This is a genomic window from Bradyrhizobium sp. SSBR45G (assembly GCF_030159255.1).
In the GTDB taxonomy this organism is placed as follows: Bacteria; Pseudomonadota; Alphaproteobacteria; order Rhizobiales; family Xanthobacteraceae; genus Bradyrhizobium.
On record NZ_BSCT01000004.1, the window covers coordinates 85773 to 101305 of the forward strand.

The window sequence follows — 15533 nt, forward strand, 5'->3', positions numbered from 1 at the left end:
GATGGATTTCGCGCTCTCCGCCAACCAGGAATCGATCCGCGATGCGGTGGCAAAAATCTGCGCACGCTTCGACGATGCCTACTGGCTGAAGAAGGACAAGGAGGGCGGGTTTCCCGCCGACTTTCACAAGGCGCTGGCCGACGCCGGCTGGCTCGGCATCTGCATTCCCGAAGAGTTTGGCGGCTCCGGCCTCGGCATCCTCGATGCGGCGATCATGATGCGCTCCATCGCCGAGTCCGGCGCTGGGATGTCCGGCGCCTCGGCGATCCACATGAACGTCTTCGGCCTTAATCCGGTCGTCGTGTTCGGCACCAAGGAGCAGTGCGCGCGGATGCTGCCGGGCATCGTCGATGGCAGTGAAAAAGCGTGTTTCGCCGTGACCGAGCCCAACACCGGTCTCAACACCACGCAATTGAAGACGCGCGCCGTGCGCAAGGGCGACCGCTACATCGTCAACGGCCAGAAGGTGTGGATCTCGACGGCGCAGGTCGCCGAGAAGATCCTGCTGCTGGCGCGCACCACGCCGCTCGAGGAGGTGAAGCGCCCGACGCATGGACTCAGCCTGTTCTATACCGACTTCGATCGCAGCCGCATCAAGGTCCACGAGATCGAGAAGATGGGCCGCAAGCCGGTCGATTCCAACGAGCTGTTCTTTGAGGACTTTGAAATTCCAGTTGAAGACCGTCTCGGCGAAGAGGGACGGGGCTTCGACTACATTCTGCACGGCATGAACCCTGAGCGCATCCTGATCGCAGCGGAAGCGGTCGGGCTCGGCCATCTCGCGCTGTCCCGCGCCTCGTCCTATGCGAAGGTGCGCAACGTGTTCAATCGTCCCATCGGCCAGAACCAGGGCATCCAGCATCCCCTGGCCAAGAACTGGATGGAGCTGGAGGCGGCCTGGCTGATGGTGCTGCAGGCCGGCTGGCAATACGACCAGGGCCAGCCTTGCGGCCCGGCGGCGAACGCCGCGAAATATCTCGCAGCCGAGGCCGGCTTCCACGCCTGCGAGCAGGCCGTCATGACCCATGGCGGCTTCGGCTACGCGCGCGAATATCACGTCGAGCGCTATTTGCGCGAATCCCTGATCCCGCGCATCGCGCCTATCAGCCCGCAACTGATCCTGAGCTTCATCGCTGAGAAGGTCCTTGGCATGCCGAAGTCGTATTGAGGATGAGTTCTGACGATGACACGCACCCGCTCTCTCCCCCTGTCATTCCGGGGCGCCCGAAGGGCGAGCCCGGAATCCATAGCCACAGGCCGATATCGTGAGACGGGATGCCAACCACGCGTGTGCCCCTCACGGCATCCCGTGGTTATGGATTCCGGGTTCATCGCTGCGCGATGCCCCGGAATGACGGCGGAGGGTGGGGGACGATGACCTACATCACCGGCACCGGCCTCACGTCGTTCGGCAAGCACGATGGCCGCTCGTCGCTCGATCTCATGAGCATGGCCGCGCAGCTCGCGCTCGATGATGCCGAGCTCACGCGCAGCGATATCGACGGCATCCTGTCCGGCTACTCCACCGTGTCGCCGCACATCATGCTCGCGACCGTGTTTGCCGAGCATTTCGGCATCACGCCGTCCTATGCCCACGCGGTGCAGGTCGGCGGCGCCACGGGGCTTGCCATGGTGATGCTCGCGCATCACCTGGTCGAGGCCGGCGTGGTCAGGCACATGCTGGTGGTCGCCGGCGAGAACCGGCTGACCGGGCAGAGCCGCGACGCCTCGATCCAGGCGCTGGCCCAGGTCGGGCATCCCGACTACGAGCTGCCGCTCGGGCCGACCATCCCCGCCTATTACGGCCTCGTCGCCTCGCGCTATATGCACGAGTACGGCGTCACCGAAGCGGACCTCGCCGAATTCGCCGTGCTGATGCGTAAGCACGCACTCGATCATCCCGGCGCGCAGTTTCATGAGGCGATCACGATCGCCGACGTCATGGCGTCGAAGCCGGTGGCGAAGCCGCTGAAGCTGCTCGACTGCTGCCCGGTGTCCGACGGTGGCGCCGCCATCATCGTCAGCCGCGAGCCGACCGGACACATTGCGATACGCGTGCGCGGCTGCGCCCAGGCGCATACGCATCAGCACGTCACGGCGGCACCTCGCTTGAGCGAGCTCGGCGCCGAGATCGCGATCAAGAAGGCCAAGGCCGCCGCAGGCGTCGAGATCACCGACGTCGACTACGCGGCAGTCTATGACAGCTTCACGATCACGCTGTGCATGCTGCTCGAGGATCTCGGCCTCGCCGGCCGTGGCGAGGCGGCGGCGCGGGTCAGGGACGGCCATTTCAGCCGTGACGGCGCCGTGCCGCTCAATACGCATGGCGGGCTGCTGAGCTACGGCCATTGCGGCGTCGGCGGCGCGATGGCGCATCTCAACGAGGCGCATCTGCAGATGACCGGGCGGGCGGGCCGCCGTCAGGTGCGCGATGCGGCGATGACGCTGCTGCATGGCGACGGCGGCGTGCTGTCGTCGCATGTCAGCATGTTCTGGGAGCGGGTGCGATGAGCGAAGAGGCCGATTGGACCAGGGGCGTGGCGGCGATTCGCTATCAGCGCTGCGCATGCTGCTCGCACGTCCAGTATTTCCGCCGTGACTTCTGCGCCGCCTGCGGCTCGCTTGCGCTCACCGACCATGCGGCGAGCGGGGCGGGCACCATCTACGCGACGTCACTGGTCTGCCGCGCCGCGACACCGGAGACGCGCGCGCATGTGCCCTACAACATCGTGCTGGTGGATATGCGTGAGGGTTTTCGCATGATGGCCCATGGCGACCACGATCTTGCGATCGGCGACCCGGTCGAAGCGCGCTTCGCGGCCTTTGCAGGCGGTACCGTGCCGTACTTCGGGAAACCGAAATGACGCGGCCGGCCGCACAAAAAAACTGAACACGCCGACCGCGGGCCGTCGAGGCGGGACGATACGCTGAACACTTTCGTCCCGACCCGGATCGCCGCGCGATTGACGCAATACTGATACGCTACGCTTACTAACTCAAACGCAACTCAACTCGGTCGTTCGCGTGAGCAATCAAGCTCACAAATCCCACCTACGGGCGATGAAGCAACTGCGACGCAGAACCTCTAGACAGCCCTTCATCGCCCGTAGAACAGGACGCTGGCGATGACGATCATCGACGTCACGGCCAGCATGTGTGCGAGTGCTTCCGATGTTGCCCTCTTTGTGGCTTCCTTCATGCCGTTTCCTCCCTGGACACTGGACACGACTCTCCGTTGCGCAAATACGCACGCGACGGCGGCTGGAATTTTACTCGGAATACCCCACATCGATGTCTGCTTCGCGAGTCCCCACTCGGCGTTCATCGACGGTTCAGAACATCGTCGGGTAATGCGGCGTGAATTGGGCTCGCGTATGGTTGTCCTGCGACCGAGTTCCGGTAACGTTTAGGCGAGCCCGTACAAATACGAGTGATGAGAATAATCGACTGCAGGCTATCAGCTGCTGTGAATTGCAACCTTGAGTTTTTGTGTGCCTCGACGGCGTGTGACGCCTTAATGGCGGTCTCGGGCGCCGTGAAATCAGTCCGCCGCGAGCAGATTGAGCCGCGCATTGGCAATTCCGAGACGCTCCGCGAGCAGCTGCGCGAGGTTGCGCATGATGCGCTCGCCGGCGCGTGGATGGCGCACCCGGAAACGTTCGAAATCCTCCAGCGCGATCTCGAAAGCGGTGGCCGAGAAGTCAGCGATGACGTCGGCGGAGCGCACGGGTTCCAGCAGCGCCATCTCGCCGAAACATTGTCCCGCGGTCAGCGTCGCCAGCCGGATGCCGTCGGGCAGGGTGACGTGAACGACGCCGGAGCGCAGGAAGAACAGCGAGGTCGCGACGTCACCGGCGGCGAGGATGCGTTCGCCCTGCTGATAGTGCCGGATGGTCGCCAGCGCCGCGAGCTCGTGGCGCTCCTCCTCGGTGATGCCGGCGAGCAGCGGCTGTTCGGCGAGCTCGGTGGTCTCCAGAAAGTCGATCGCGCCGCCGTAGCGGTAGACGATCTGGTCCTCGGCCCATTCGATCGCGGTATCCAGCAGGTAGAAGTCGCGCACGTTCCTGATGTCGCCGGTGAGCGCGGTGATCTCCTGCCATTCCGGCGCGGAGCGGCGGACGCCGGACAGCACCACGGTGACGTTGAAGTCGGCCAGCTCGTGAAACAGCTCGGCGAGCAGGCGCAGCCCTGCGGGTGTCATCGCGGTCACGCGGTGGAGATCGAAGATCACGAATTGCGGACGCGCGCCCGCTGCGATCTGGCGCGAGACGTAGTCGACATTGGAGAAGGACAGCGTGCCGACCAGCTCGAGCACGCGTACTGCGTCCGGATGGGCGGCCAGGATCTGGCGCTCCTGCGCGCGGCGGCTGCGCCGCGACGGATTGGCGCCGATGTCGTAGTCGGCGATGATCGAGGTCCGCGCATCGTCGGAGCGGTTCAGCATATGCAGGCCGTAGTGGGCCGACAGCGCCTCGCAGACCTTGATGCCGCGCACGCTGTTGCCGTGGCTGTCGAGCCGCGGCGAATAGCTGCCGAGCCCGAGCCGCGCCGGCAGGCTTGCCAGGATGCCGCCGCCGACGCCGCTCTTGGCGGGAATGCCGACGCGGTAGATCCATTCGCCGGCGAAGTCGTACATGCCCGAGGAGGTCATCACCGAGAGGGTGCGCGACACCGCATAGGGCGTCACCACCTGCTCGCCGGTCACCGGATTGACGCCGCGATTGGCGAGCGTTGCCGCCATGATCGCGCAGTCGCGCGCGGTCACCAGCACGGCGCATTGCCGGAAATAGACCGCGAGCACGTCGTCGACGGACTCCTTGATGACGTCGGAGGTGCGCAGCAGATAGGCGATGGCGCGGTTGCGGTCGCCGGTCGCGGCTTCCGATGCGAACACGGCGTCGTCGACGTCGAGCTTGCGGCCGGCGAAGCGGCCGAGCGCATCGCGGATCGTCTCGAAGGCATCGGTGTGCCGAGCCTGCCGGATCAGGCCGCTGCAGGCGATGGCGCCGGCGTTCACCATCGGATTGAACGGATGATTTGCGGTGTTGAGCCGGATCGAGTTGAAGGGATCGCCGGACGGCTCGACGCCGATCACGCGTTCAACCGCGTCGGAGCCGAGGATGTCCAGTGCCAGCGCGAACACGAACGGCTTGGACATCGACTGGATCGTGAACGGCACCTGGCTGTCGCCGACCTCGTAGACGTGACCGTCGAGCGCGGCGAGGCTGATGCCGAAATGCGCCGGATCGGCCTTGCCGAGTTCGGGGATGTAGTTCGCGACCGCGCCGTCATGATCGGGCCAGAAATCGGCGTGGCAGCCCGAGAGGAATCGCTGCAGCGGCGGCATCGCGGCGGAGGCCCAATGCTGGGGATTGCGGAGGGGCCGCGGTTGTTCGGAGGTCATGGCAAGCTCGGTGGGGGCTCGATTGCGCGGTGGTTATGTCGCAGCCGCGGTGGGGCAGCCAGCCCACACTTGGTGCAACGCTGGTTAAATGTTGCCGCTGCTCAGCGATTGAGCCGTCGAATTTTGCGATCACGGCGGGCTCGCGGTCCGGTTCCGGAACCGCTCGAGCGCTGGCGAGGTGCTGCTGCACCGCGATCAATCTCGATATCTGGCATGCCAACCCGAATTGCGCCGGTGCGCCGAGTCTTGTGCCAACACGCTGAAGAACGTTGGCTTTTCGAAAGGGTCTACGGTTGTGACGGCAAAAAGCCTGCGCTAGCTTGTTCAATAAGCGGAATATCATTCCGCAGGACGGAATTGGTGGAAACGCATGGGACGACGGTCTGAGCGATTGAGCAGGGCGGGCATGCTGCCCGGAGATCTCGCCGGCGAGGGCGAGGTCATTCAGGTGGTGTCGCGGGCATTCGACGTGCTGCGGTGTTTCGAAGGGCACGATTCGCGGCTCGGGAATCTCGAAATCTCGAATCGCTGTGGCCTGCCGCGGTCGACGGTGTCGCGTCTGACGCACACGCTGACGCGCATGGGCCAGCTGGTCTATCTGCCGCGTGATCAGAAGTACCGCATCGGTCCGAGCGCGGTGGCCATGAGCACGTCGATGACCAGGGGCTTGCAGCTGCGCAACCTGATCCGGCAGCGGCTGCAGGACGTCGCCGAGCAGTTGCCGGGAACGGTCGGCTTCGTCATTCCCGACCAGTTCCACCTCGTCTATCTCGAATTCGGCCGCGCCGCGAACGCGCTTGGCCTGCACGAGACCACGGGCAGCCGCATCTCGATGGCCTCGACGGCCGCGGGGCACGCCTATGTCGCTGCGCTCGAGCCCGAGGTTGGTGACGCGCTGCTCGCCGAGATGGAGCGCGAGATGCCGGATGCCGCCAAGCTGCTTCGGCCGCGGCTGGAGCACAACAGGCAGTTCCTCAAGGAGCATGGCTACGTCACAGCCTGCGGCCTGTGGAGCCCGCACATCAACGGCCTCGCTCTGCCGCTGTGGTCGCCGCAGTACCAGACCTATGTCGTGCTGACGATCGGGCTGTTGTCGGCGATGTATGACGAGCAGCGCCTGCACGACGAAGTCGCTCAGCCGATGCGCGAGCTTGGCCGCAGCATCGCGGCCCTGCTGCAGGGCGCCGAAGCCGATGTCTTCAACAGCCGGATGGAGAGAAAGCCGCTTCAGGTGACCACGAAGACCAATCATAAGAACAAGACCATCACCGGGGCAGGGGGAACGAATGAGTTGGCAGCCGGAGCTCGAGGAACTGGCCCGGCGCGAGGCCTTCGCGCGGGAGATGGGCGGGCCTGACAAGGTCAAGCGTCAGCACGACCAGGGCCGCCTCACCGTTCGCGAGCGTATCGACGGCGTCGTCGATCCCGGCAGCTTCCACGAGATCGGCGCGGTCTCAGGGATCGGCGAGTATGACGAGCAGGGCGAGCTCACGCATGTGACGCCCGCCAATTGCGTGTTCGGGCGCGGCCGCATCGATGGCCGCACCGTCGTCGTGGTCGGCGATGATTTCACGGTGCGCGGCGGCTCGGCGGACGCGTCGATCGCGGCCAAGCCGCTGATGGCGGAAGAGATGGCGCACGACTTCCGTCTGCCCATCATCCGCATCATCGAGGGCTCCGGCGGCGGCGGCTCGGTCAAGACCATCGAGACCAAGGGCGCCGCCAATCTGCCCGGCGGCATCGGCGGCAATCGCTGGTACCGCTACACGACCGAGAACATGTCGCTGGTGCCGGTCGTCGCGCTCGGCCTCGGCTCGGTCGCAGGACTCGGCGCGGCACGGCTCGCGGCGAGCCACTACTCGGTCATGACCAAGACGTCGGCGATGTTCGTCGCCGGCCCGCCGGTGGTGAAGCGGCTGGGGCAGGACCTCGGCAAGATGGAGCTCGGCGGCGCCGACATCCAGACCAAAGCCGGCGGCGTCGACCATGCCGTCGACACCGAGGCGGAGGCGTTCGCCTGTGCGCGGCGCTTCCTGTCCTATTTGCCGTCCTCGGTCTACGAGCTGCCGCCGACCTTGCCGTGCACCGATGATCCGCAGCGGACCGACGAGCAGCTCATCAGCGCCGTGCCGCGGGATCGCCGTCGCGTCTACAAGATGCGGCCGATCATCGAGTCGGTGGTCGACAGCGGCTCGTTCTTCGAGGTGGCGCAGAACTACGGCCGGCCGCTCATCGTGGGACTGGCGCGTCTCGAAGGCCGCGCGGTCATGGTGCTGGCAAGCGATCCCTATCACTATGGCGGGTCGTGGACGGCGGATGCCTGCCAGAAGGTGATCCGCTGGGTCGACTTCGCCGAGACCTTCCATCTGCCGATCGTCTATCTGATGGATTGTCCCGGCTTCATGGTCGGCCTCGAGGCGGAGAAGGCGGCAACCATTCGCCACGGCGTGCGCGCGATGGCCGCCGTCAACCAGTCGACGGTGCCGTGGTGCACGGTGATCGTGCGCAACAATTTCGGCGTCGCAGGCGTCGTGCATCAGCCGGCCGACCGGTTCTCGATCCGCTATGCCTGGCCGTCGGCCCATTGGGGCTCACTGCCGCTCGAAGGCGGCATCGAGGCGGCCTATCGCGCCGAGATCGATGCCGCACCGGATCCGAAGGCCAAGCTCAAGGAGATCGAGGACCGGCTCAACAAGCTGCGCTCGCCGTTCCGCTCCGCCGAGAAGTTCTGGGTCGAGGAAATCATCGACCCGCGCAAGACGCGCACGCTGCTTTGTGAGTTCGCGCGCCTCGCCGAGCCGCTGCGGACGCCCGGGCCGCCCAAGGCGATGACGACGCGGCCGTGAGGTTACGCCGCGGCGGGCTTGGCCTGCCGCGCGATGGCGAGCGCGAGGAGCGCCGCGATGATGCAGAGCGCGCCGGCGGTGAAGAACGCCGGCAGATAGCTCTGCAGCAAGGTGCGCGACAGGCCGGCGCCGAAGGCGGCGGTGCCGGCGCCGAGCTGATGTCCGGCGAACACCCAGCCGAACACCAGGTTGGCGCGCTCCGGTCCGAACCGCTGCGCCGTCAGCCGCACCGTCGGCGGCACGGTGGCGATCCAGTCGAGACCGTAGAACATCGCGAACAGCGACAGGCCGTAGAACGAGAAGTCGGTGAATGGGAGAAACAGCAGCGAGAGACCGCGCAGGCCATAGTACCAGAACAGCAGCCAGCGATTGTCGTAGCGGTCCGACAGCCAGCCCGACAGGATGGTGCCGACGAAGTCGAACATGCCCATCGCGGCGAGCAGGCTTGCGGCCTGCACCTGTGGGATGCCGAAGTCGAGGCACATCGGGATCAGATGCACCTGGACGAGGCCGTTGGTCGAGGCGCCGCAGATGAAGAAGGTCGCGAACAGCATCCAGAACACCGGCACTCGCACTGCATCGCGCAGTGTCCCCAAGGCGGCGGCGAGGATCGGGGTGGTGACGGGCGCGGGCGGCGCGATCGGCGCGGTGCCCTCGTCGCCGAATGGGCGCAGGCCGAGATCGCTCGGGCGGTCGCGCATCAACAGCAGCACGGCGCTCGCGGAGATGCCGAGCATGACGCAGATCAGCCCGAGCGCCACGCGCCAGCCGAGCCGTTCGGTCAGGCTGGCGAGCAGCGGCAGGAACACCAGCTGTCCGGTGGCGACGCTGGCGGTGAGAATGCCGACCACGAGGCCGCGGCGCGCGACGAACCAGCGCGTGGCGATGGTGGCGCCGAGCACCATCGCGGTCATGCCGGTGCCGATGCCGATCACGACGCCCCACAGCAGCACGAGCTGCCAGACCTGGGTCATCGCCAGCGAGGCCACCAGCGCCGACACCACGATCAGCTGCGCCAGCATGGTGATGTTGCGCAGGCCGTAGCGGTTGAGCAGGGCAGCCGCGAACGGCGCCATCAGCCCGAACAGCACGAAGCGGATCGACAGCGCCGAGGAGATCTCCGCGGTGCTCCAGCCGAACTCCTGCTGCAGCGGCACGATGAACACGCCGGGCGCGCCGACCGTGCCGGCGGACACCAGCGCCGTGAAGAAGGTCACGGCGACCATGACCCAGCCGTAGTGGATGTTGCGCCTGCCGAGCGCCGCTGCGAGCTGGTTCGAGATCATGAGAGTCCTGGTGCCATCGGGAACGAGACCCGCTCAGTCTGCCAGAGCGGGCGGGTGACATGAACGACAATGTTCCCTCATTTCAGGACATTGCCGCGGTCTGGCGTTGGAGCCCCGGCTTGATCTCATGCGCTCCGAGCCGTGACAGTTTGCCCATGAAGCCGGGATGCCGGCGACTGACGAGTCACGACGGGATCGGACGAGGCCAAGGCAGCCTCCTGATACCACAGAATGATGATTATCATATAATGCTGCCACGGAAAAGAAAACCCCGGTGATCTCGCTCAAGCTGTCGTGACGACAACGCGAGATTGCCGAGAGCCGCGCCGGGAAACTTGGGGAAACTTGCGCGCTAGCGCTTGCGATCGATGAAGTGCTGCATCAGGCGTTTCGGCTCGTCGGTGAGGAATGCGCGTCCGAAGGCTGTGATCGAGACCTCGATCGAGTCCTCGAGCGGCAGGTCCTCCCATTGCCGCAGCAGGGCCTTCTGCGCCCGCAGCGCTTCGGGCCCGCAGGCGAGCAGCGATTCGACGACCTTCTCGACCGCGCGATCGAGCTCTCCTTCCGCCGCAACCGCATCGACCAGGCCCCAGGCGAGCGCGGTCGGCGCATCGATCATCTCGGCCGTCATCAGCAGCCAGCGCGTACGGCCCCAGCCGATCAGCCGCGGCAGCAGCGCGGCATGAATGACCGAGGGGATGCCGACGCGCACCTCTGGCATGCCGAACTTGGCGTCATGTCCCGCAACGCGCAGATCACAGGCGGCAGCGACCTCTAGCCCGCCGCCGAGACACCAGCCCGGCATCCGTGCGATCACGGGCGCGGGAAAGTTGCGCACCGCCTCGCACAGCCCGGCGAGTCGCGAGATGAACGCCTCCGCGGAGGCCTGATCGAGCGTGGCCATTTCCTTGATGTCGGCGCCGCCGATCATGCTCTTCTCGCTGTCTCCCGCCAGCACGAGCGCGCGAATGCCGTCATCGGCGGCGAGCGACTGCAGCGCTGCCTGGATGCCAATGATTGCAGCGGAGCCGAGAATGTTGAGTGTCCCCGCATTGCAGATCGTCAGCCGGACGACGCCGCGGCCGTCGCGGCTCACGCGGCAGAAGGAGTTGGGCATGTCCATGGCGGGCCTCTTCGGAGTTGTCGTGTGAGTTCCGGTTTCGACCGGGATGGTGTCATGGTCTTGATTTAGATCAACTCGAATTCATCAAATTGCTGCAGCGAGCAGGGCGCAGAACTGCTATTGTATGACTGCAGACATTCAATGGGACGACCATGCGCTACTCTCCTGAGCATAAAGCGGAAACCCACGCGCGAATCGTGCGCAAGGCGTCGGTTCGGCTGCGCGAGAAGGGCGCTCATGGCGTCGGTGTCGCCGACCTGATGAAGGAGGCGGGGCTGACCCATGGCGGCTTCTATGCGCATTTCGATTCGCGCGAGGCGCTGGTCGTCGAGGCGTTCAGCTATGCGGTCGACCGTTCGGTGCAGCGCTGGCGCAAGCTGCTTGACGAGCTGCCGCCGCAGAAGCGGCTTGTTGCGATCGTCGACGGTTATCTTTCGCCTGAGCATTGCGACGATCCCGGCCATGGCTGCGCGATCCCTGCGCTCGGCGCCGAGATCGCGCGCGAGAGCGCCAAGACCCGCAAGGCCTTTGCCGCGAAGCTGGATGAGCTGATCGATCTGTTCGCCGACTACATCCCTGACGTGCCGCGCAAGACCGCGCGCAAGCGGGCGTCGGCCATGTTGGCAACGCTGATGGGAACGGTGATCATGGCGCGGGTGAGCGGCGGCGGCGACTTCTCCGACGACATCCTGAGCTCCGGCCGCGAGGCGGCTCTGGCTGCGGCCACTGGCGGTGGGACCGGCAAGGCGCCGGCGCGGGCGCCGGCCAAGAAGCGCGCAAGCAAGACCTCCGCTGCGAAGCGCTGAGCCGGCCGTCGGACGTGAGGACGCAACGCGGCCACGGGCTTTGCCCGGGCCGCGAAGGGGCGGCAATTTCGCAGCGCCGGTCAGCGCCTAGACCCTTCCCAAACGGCGCAAAGACTGCAAGATGCCGGCCAAATCGGCTTTGCTTACCCCCTGCGGAGGATACCCCATGCGTTCAATCGGCCATTTCATTGGCGGCAAAGAGGTCAAGGGCACGTCCGGCCGGACGGCCGACGTCTTCGAGCCGATGACCGGCGACGTCCAGGCCAAGGTCGCGCTGGCCTCGCGCGCCGAGCTCCGGGCCGCCGTCGAGAACGCCAAGGCCGCGCAACCGGCCTGGGCTGCGACCAATCCGCAGCGCCGCGCGCGGATCATGATGAAGTTTCTGGAACTCGCCCAGCGTGACTATGACCAGCTCGCCGAGCTTCTCGCCCGCGAGCACGGCAAGACCGTGCCCGACGCCAAGGGCGACATCCAGCGCGGCCTCGAAGTGGTCGAGTTCGCCTGCGGCATTCCGCATCTGATGAAGGGCGAGTACACCGAGGGCGCGGGCCCCGGCATCGACATCTATTCGATGCGCCAGCCGCTCGGTGTCGTTGCCGGCATCACGCCGTTCAATTTCCCGGCGATGATTCCGATGTGGAAGTTCGCGCCTGCCATCGCCTGCGGCAATGCCTTCATCCTCAAGCCGTCGGAGCGTGATCCGGGCGTGCCGATGAAGCTCGCGGAGCTGATGATCGAAGCGGGCCTTCCGGCAGGCATCCTCAACGTCGTCAACGGCGACAAGGAGGCGGTCGATGCCATCCTCGAGGATCCGGACATCATGGCGATCGGCTTCGTCGGCTCGTCGCCGATCGCGCAGTACATCTATGAGCGTGCGGCCGCGCACGGCAAGCGCTGCCAGTGCTTCGGCGGCGCCAAGAACCACGCCATCATCATGCCCGACGCCGATCTCGATCAGGCGGTCGATGCGCTGATCGGCGCCGGCTACGGCTCCGCCGGCGAGCGCTGCATGGCGGTGTCGGTCGCCGTCCCCGTCGGCAAGACCACGGCCGACCGTCTCATGGACAAGCTGATCCCGCGCGTCGAAAGCCTGAAGATCGGCACCTCGATCGATCCGTCGGCCGATTACGGTCCACTGGTGACGCGCGAGGCGGTCGAGCGCGTGAAGAACTATGTCGACATCGGCGTCAAGGAAGGCGCCACGCTCGCCGTCGACGGCCGCGGCTTCAAGATGCAGGGCTACGAGAACGGCTTCTATCTCGGCGGCTGCCTGTTCGACAACGTCACCAAGGACATGCGGATCTACAAGGAAGAGATCTTCGGTCCCGTCCTGTCGGTCGTCCGCGCCAAGGACTATGCCGAAGCGCTGGCGCTGCCGTCCGAGCATGACTACGGCAATGGCGTTGCGATCTTCACCCGTGACGGCGACGCGGCGCGCGACTTCGCGGCCAAGGTCAATGTCGGCATGGTCGGCATCAACGTGCCGATCCCGGTGCCGATCGCCTATTACACCTTCGGCGGCTGGAAGAAGTCCGGCTTCGGCGACCTCAACCAGCACGGCCCGGATTCGATCCGCTTCTACACCAAGACCAAGACCGTCACCTCACGCTGGCCGTCCGGCGTCAAGGAAGGCGCGGAGTTCTCGATCCCGCTGATGAAGTGACGAGACCGGGTGACAAGAGTGGGAGCCCGCGAGGGCTCCCAATTCGTCATTGCGAGGAGCGAAGCGACGAAGCAATCCAGGCTGCCTCCACGGAAACACTTTGGATTGCTTCGCTTCGCTCGCAATGACGGAGTGTGAAGAAGTGCCACGGCCAATATAACAAGATCAGGGAAACGCGGAGAACGGATGCAGTTCGCTCTCGACGAGGATCAGATCGCGGTGCGCGACATGGCGCGCGCCTTCGCGGCGGAGAAGATCGCCCCGCATGCGCTGCGCTGGGACGAGGAGAAGCATTTCCCCGTCGACGTGATGCGTGAGGCGGCGAGCCTCGGCATGGGCGGCATCTACATCCGCGACGATGTCGGCGGCTCGGGGCTTTCCCGGCTCGATGCCGCGCTGATCTTCGAGGCGCTGGCGACCGGTTGTCCCACGGTGTCGGCCTTCATCTCGATCCACAACATGGCATCGTGGATGATCGACACGTTCGGCACCGAGGCGCAGCGCCAGGCCTATCTGCCAAAACTCTGCTCGATGGATCTGATCGCGAGCTATTGCTTGACCGAGCCGGGCGCTGGCTCCGATGCGGCGGCTCTGCGCACCCGCGCGGTGCGCGACGGCGACGACTACGTGATCAACGGCCAGAAGCAGTTCATCTCCGGCGCCGGCGCCACCGATATCCTGGTGGCGATGGTGCGCACCGGCGCCGATGGTCCCGGCGGCATTTCCACGTTGGTCATCGATGCCAAAACGCCTGGCGTGTCGTTCGGCGCCAATGAGCGCAAGATGGGCTGGAACGCGCAGCCGACCCGCGCGGTGATCTTCGAGAATGCGCGGGTGCCCGTGGCCAACCGGCTCGGCGAGGAGGGCATCGGCTTCAAGATCGCGATGGCCGGACTCGACGGCGGTCGTCTCAACATCGCGGCGTGCTCACTTGGCGGTGCGCAGAGCGCGCTGGACAAGACGCTGTCTTATACGAAGGAGCGCAAGGCCTTCGGCAAACGGCTCGACGAATTCCAGGCGCTGCAATTCCGCATCGCCGACATGGCGATCGAATTGGAAGCTGCCCGCACCTTCGTCTGGCGGGCTGCGGCGGCGCTCGACCGCAAGGATGCCGACGCCACCATGCTGTGCGCGATGGCCAAGCGCTTCGGCACCGATGTCGGTTTCGAGGTCGCCAACCAGGCGCTGCAGCTGCATGGTGGCTATGGCTATTTGAGCGAATACGGCATCGAGAAGATCGTGCGCGACCTGCGCGTGCACCAGATCCTGGAAGGGACCAATGAGATCATGCGGCTGATCGTGTCGCGCAAGCTGATCGAGGCGGCGCGATGAGCGAATTGGTCGAAGGCGATCTCATCGTCCGCCGCGAAGGCTCGGCCGGCATCATCCGGCTGAACCGCCCCAAGGCCATCAATGCGATGACCTTGGAAATGTCGATGGGCATCGACGCGGCGCTCGATCAGTTCGAGGCTGATGCCGCCGTGGCAGTCGTCGTGCTCGAAGGCGCGGGCGAGCGTGGCCTGTGTGCGGGTGGCGACATCCGCGGGCTCTATGAGAGCTCGAAGGTGAATGGCGATCTCGGCAAGGTGTTCTGGCGCCAGGAATACATCATGAACGCGCGCATCGCGGCGTTCCCCAAGCCCTATGTCGCGTACATGGACGGGCTCGTGATGGGGGGCGGCGTCGGGCTGTCAGCGCATGGCCGGCATCGCATCGTCACCGAGAAGACCAGGCTCGCGATGCCCGAGGTCGGCCTCGGGTTCTTTCCGGATGTCGGCGGCACCTGGCTGTTGTCGCGCGCGCCCGGCGAGCTCGGCGCCTATTTCGGCCTGACCGGCCAGACCATGAACGGGCCCGATGCGATCCATGCCCGCTTTGCCGATGCCGTGGTGCCGACCGAAAAATGGCCGGCGCTGCGCGAGGTCCTGACCAAGGTCAGGCCGGGCACGCTGTCCGTCGAGATCGACCGGTTGATCGCAGGCTTTGCCATTGGCGAGACCGCCGGACCCGTTGCCGCGCAGCAGGCGAGGATCGATGCATGGTTTGCCCATGACAGCATGCACGACATCTTTGCGGCGCTCGAAGCCGATGGCTCCGAGCTGGCGCTCGCGACCCTCAAGACGCTGAAGGAGAAGTCGCCACGCGGCATGGTCGTGACGCTGAAGCTGCTGCGGCTGGCGCGCGGCGCGACGTCGCTGGAGGAATGCCTGGTGCGCGAATATCGTGCGGCGCTCGAAGTGTTCCGCAGCGATGATTTCCGCGAGGGGGTGCGTGCCGCGATCATCGACAAGGACCGCAATCCCCGGTGGTCGCCGCCGGATGTCGATCAGGTCACGCCTGAGATGCTGGCGCGCTATCTCGCCGAGATCGGCGCCGACGAACTGACGTTCCCGCAAACGAGATAA

12 protein-coding genes are annotated in these 15533 nt (G+C 65.7%); 9 read left to right on the forward strand and 3 right to left on the reverse strand.

Annotation, left to right across the window (positions count from 1 at the left end; translation table 11 throughout):
* Position 1: 1 nt before the first annotated feature.
* The 3 genes from QQL87_RS06950 (at position 2) to QQL87_RS06960 (ending at position 2864) form a co-directional block, all read left to right on the forward strand.
* The gene (locus QQL87_RS06950; protein ID WP_284417633.1) at positions 2-1168 is read left to right on the forward strand and encodes an acyl-CoA dehydrogenase family protein; all 1167 of its coding nucleotides are present in this window, start codon (positions 2-4) and stop codon (positions 1166-1168) included.
* Between the two features lie 206 nt (positions 1169-1374).
* On the forward strand, positions 1375-2511 hold the full coding sequence (locus tag QQL87_RS06955; RefSeq protein WP_284417634.1) for a thiolase family protein: 1137 nt from the start codon (positions 1375-1377) through the stop codon (positions 2509-2511).
* Positions 2508-2864 (forward strand): Zn-ribbon domain-containing OB-fold protein, encoded by a 357-nt coding sequence (locus QQL87_RS06960; protein WP_284417635.1) that lies wholly within the window; start codon positions 2508-2510, stop codon positions 2862-2864. The genes QQL87_RS06955 and QQL87_RS06960 overlap by 4 nt, the downstream gene beginning before the upstream one ends.
* Before the next feature lie 677 nt (positions 2865-3541).
* Here the strand turns inward: QQL87_RS06960 and glsA are convergent.
* Positions 3542-5404: a glutaminase A gene (glsA, locus tag QQL87_RS06965; protein WP_284417636.1), complete on the reverse strand. Its 1863-nt coding sequence runs from the start codon at positions 5402-5404 to the stop codon at positions 3542-3544.
* Between the two features lie 370 nt (positions 5405-5774).
* Here glsA and QQL87_RS06970 point away from each other — a divergent pair, with 370 nt between their 5' ends.
* A complete protein-coding gene (locus QQL87_RS06970) occupies positions 5775-6761 on the forward strand; it encodes an IclR family transcriptional regulator (RefSeq protein ID WP_284417637.1) in 987 nt (328 codons plus the stop codon).
* The gene (locus QQL87_RS06975; RefSeq protein WP_284417638.1) at positions 6691-8250 is read left to right on the forward strand and encodes an acyl-CoA carboxylase subunit beta; all 1560 of its coding nucleotides are present in this window, start codon (positions 6691-6693) and stop codon (positions 8248-8250) included. Before QQL87_RS06970 ends, QQL87_RS06975 begins: the two co-directional genes overlap by 71 nt.
* A 2-nt stretch (positions 8251-8252) precedes the next feature.
* Here the strand turns inward: QQL87_RS06975 and QQL87_RS06980 are convergent, their stop codons facing one another.
* Complete coding sequence (locus tag QQL87_RS06980) at positions 8253-9536, reverse strand: MFS transporter (protein WP_284417639.1); 1284 nt, start codon at positions 9534-9536, stop codon at positions 8253-8255.
* Positions 9537-9888: 352 nt separating this feature from the next.
* A complete protein-coding gene (locus QQL87_RS06985; protein ID WP_284417640.1) occupies positions 9889-10659 on the reverse strand; it encodes an enoyl-CoA hydratase in 771 nt (256 codons plus the stop codon).
* Positions 10660-10811: 152 nt separating this feature from the next.
* On the opposite strand from QQL87_RS06985, the gene QQL87_RS06990 reads away from it, so the two are divergent.
* From QQL87_RS06990 to QQL87_RS07005, 4 genes are all read left to right on the forward strand, one after another.
* Positions 10812-11465: a TetR/AcrR family transcriptional regulator gene (locus QQL87_RS06990; RefSeq protein ID WP_284417641.1), complete on the forward strand. Its 654-nt coding sequence runs from the start codon at positions 10812-10814 to the stop codon at positions 11463-11465.
* A 166-nt stretch (positions 11466-11631) separates the two neighbouring features.
* Positions 11632-13128, forward strand: a complete 1497-nt coding sequence (locus QQL87_RS06995) for a CoA-acylating methylmalonate-semialdehyde dehydrogenase (protein ID WP_284417642.1) — start codon at positions 11632-11634, stop codon at positions 13126-13128.
* Between the two features lie 186 nt (positions 13129-13314).
* Positions 13315-14460 (forward strand): isobutyryl-CoA dehydrogenase, encoded by a 1146-nt coding sequence (locus tag QQL87_RS07000; protein WP_284417643.1) that lies wholly within the window; start codon positions 13315-13317, stop codon positions 14458-14460.
* Positions 14457-15533, forward strand: coding sequence for an enoyl-CoA hydratase/isomerase family protein (locus QQL87_RS07005; protein ID WP_284417644.1), 1077 nt, complete (start codon positions 14457-14459; stop codon positions 15531-15533). The genes QQL87_RS07000 and QQL87_RS07005 overlap by 4 nt, the downstream gene beginning before the upstream one ends.

Excerpts from the sequence above, each read along its gene's own strand:
- QQL87_RS06950 (WP_284417633.1), top strand. The coding sequence starts at position 2 with ATGGATTTCGCGCTCTCCGCCAACCAGGAATCGATCCGCGATGCGGTG.
- QQL87_RS06955 (WP_284417634.1), top strand. The coding sequence starts at position 1,375 with ATGACCTACATCACCGGCACCGGCCTCACGTCGTTCGGCAAGCACGAT.
- QQL87_RS06960 (WP_284417635.1), top strand. The coding sequence starts at position 2,508 with ATGAGCGAAGAGGCCGATTGGACCAGGGGCGTGGCGGCGATTCGCTAT.
- glsA (WP_284417636.1), bottom strand. The coding sequence starts at position 5,404 with ATGACCTCCGAACAACCGCGGCCCCTCCGCAATCCCCAGCATTGGGCC.
- QQL87_RS06970 (WP_284417637.1), top strand. The coding sequence starts at position 5,775 with ATGGGACGACGGTCTGAGCGATTGAGCAGGGCGGGCATGCTGCCCGGA.
- QQL87_RS06975 (WP_284417638.1), top strand. The coding sequence starts at position 6,691 with ATGAGTTGGCAGCCGGAGCTCGAGGAACTGGCCCGGCGCGAGGCCTTC.
- QQL87_RS06980 (WP_284417639.1), bottom strand. The coding sequence starts at position 9,536 with ATGATCTCGAACCAGCTCGCAGCGGCGCTCGGCAGGCGCAACATCCAC.
- QQL87_RS06985 (WP_284417640.1), bottom strand. The coding sequence starts at position 10,659 with ATGGACATGCCCAACTCCTTCTGCCGCGTGAGCCGCGACGGCCGCGGC.
- QQL87_RS06990 (WP_284417641.1), top strand. The coding sequence starts at position 10,812 with ATGCGCTACTCTCCTGAGCATAAAGCGGAAACCCACGCGCGAATCGTG.
- QQL87_RS06995 (WP_284417642.1), top strand. The coding sequence starts at position 11,632 with ATGCGTTCAATCGGCCATTTCATTGGCGGCAAAGAGGTCAAGGGCACG.
- QQL87_RS07000 (WP_284417643.1), top strand. The coding sequence starts at position 13,315 with ATGCAGTTCGCTCTCGACGAGGATCAGATCGCGGTGCGCGACATGGCG.
- QQL87_RS07005 (WP_284417644.1), top strand. The coding sequence starts at position 14,457 with ATGAGCGAATTGGTCGAAGGCGATCTCATCGTCCGCCGCGAAGGCTCG.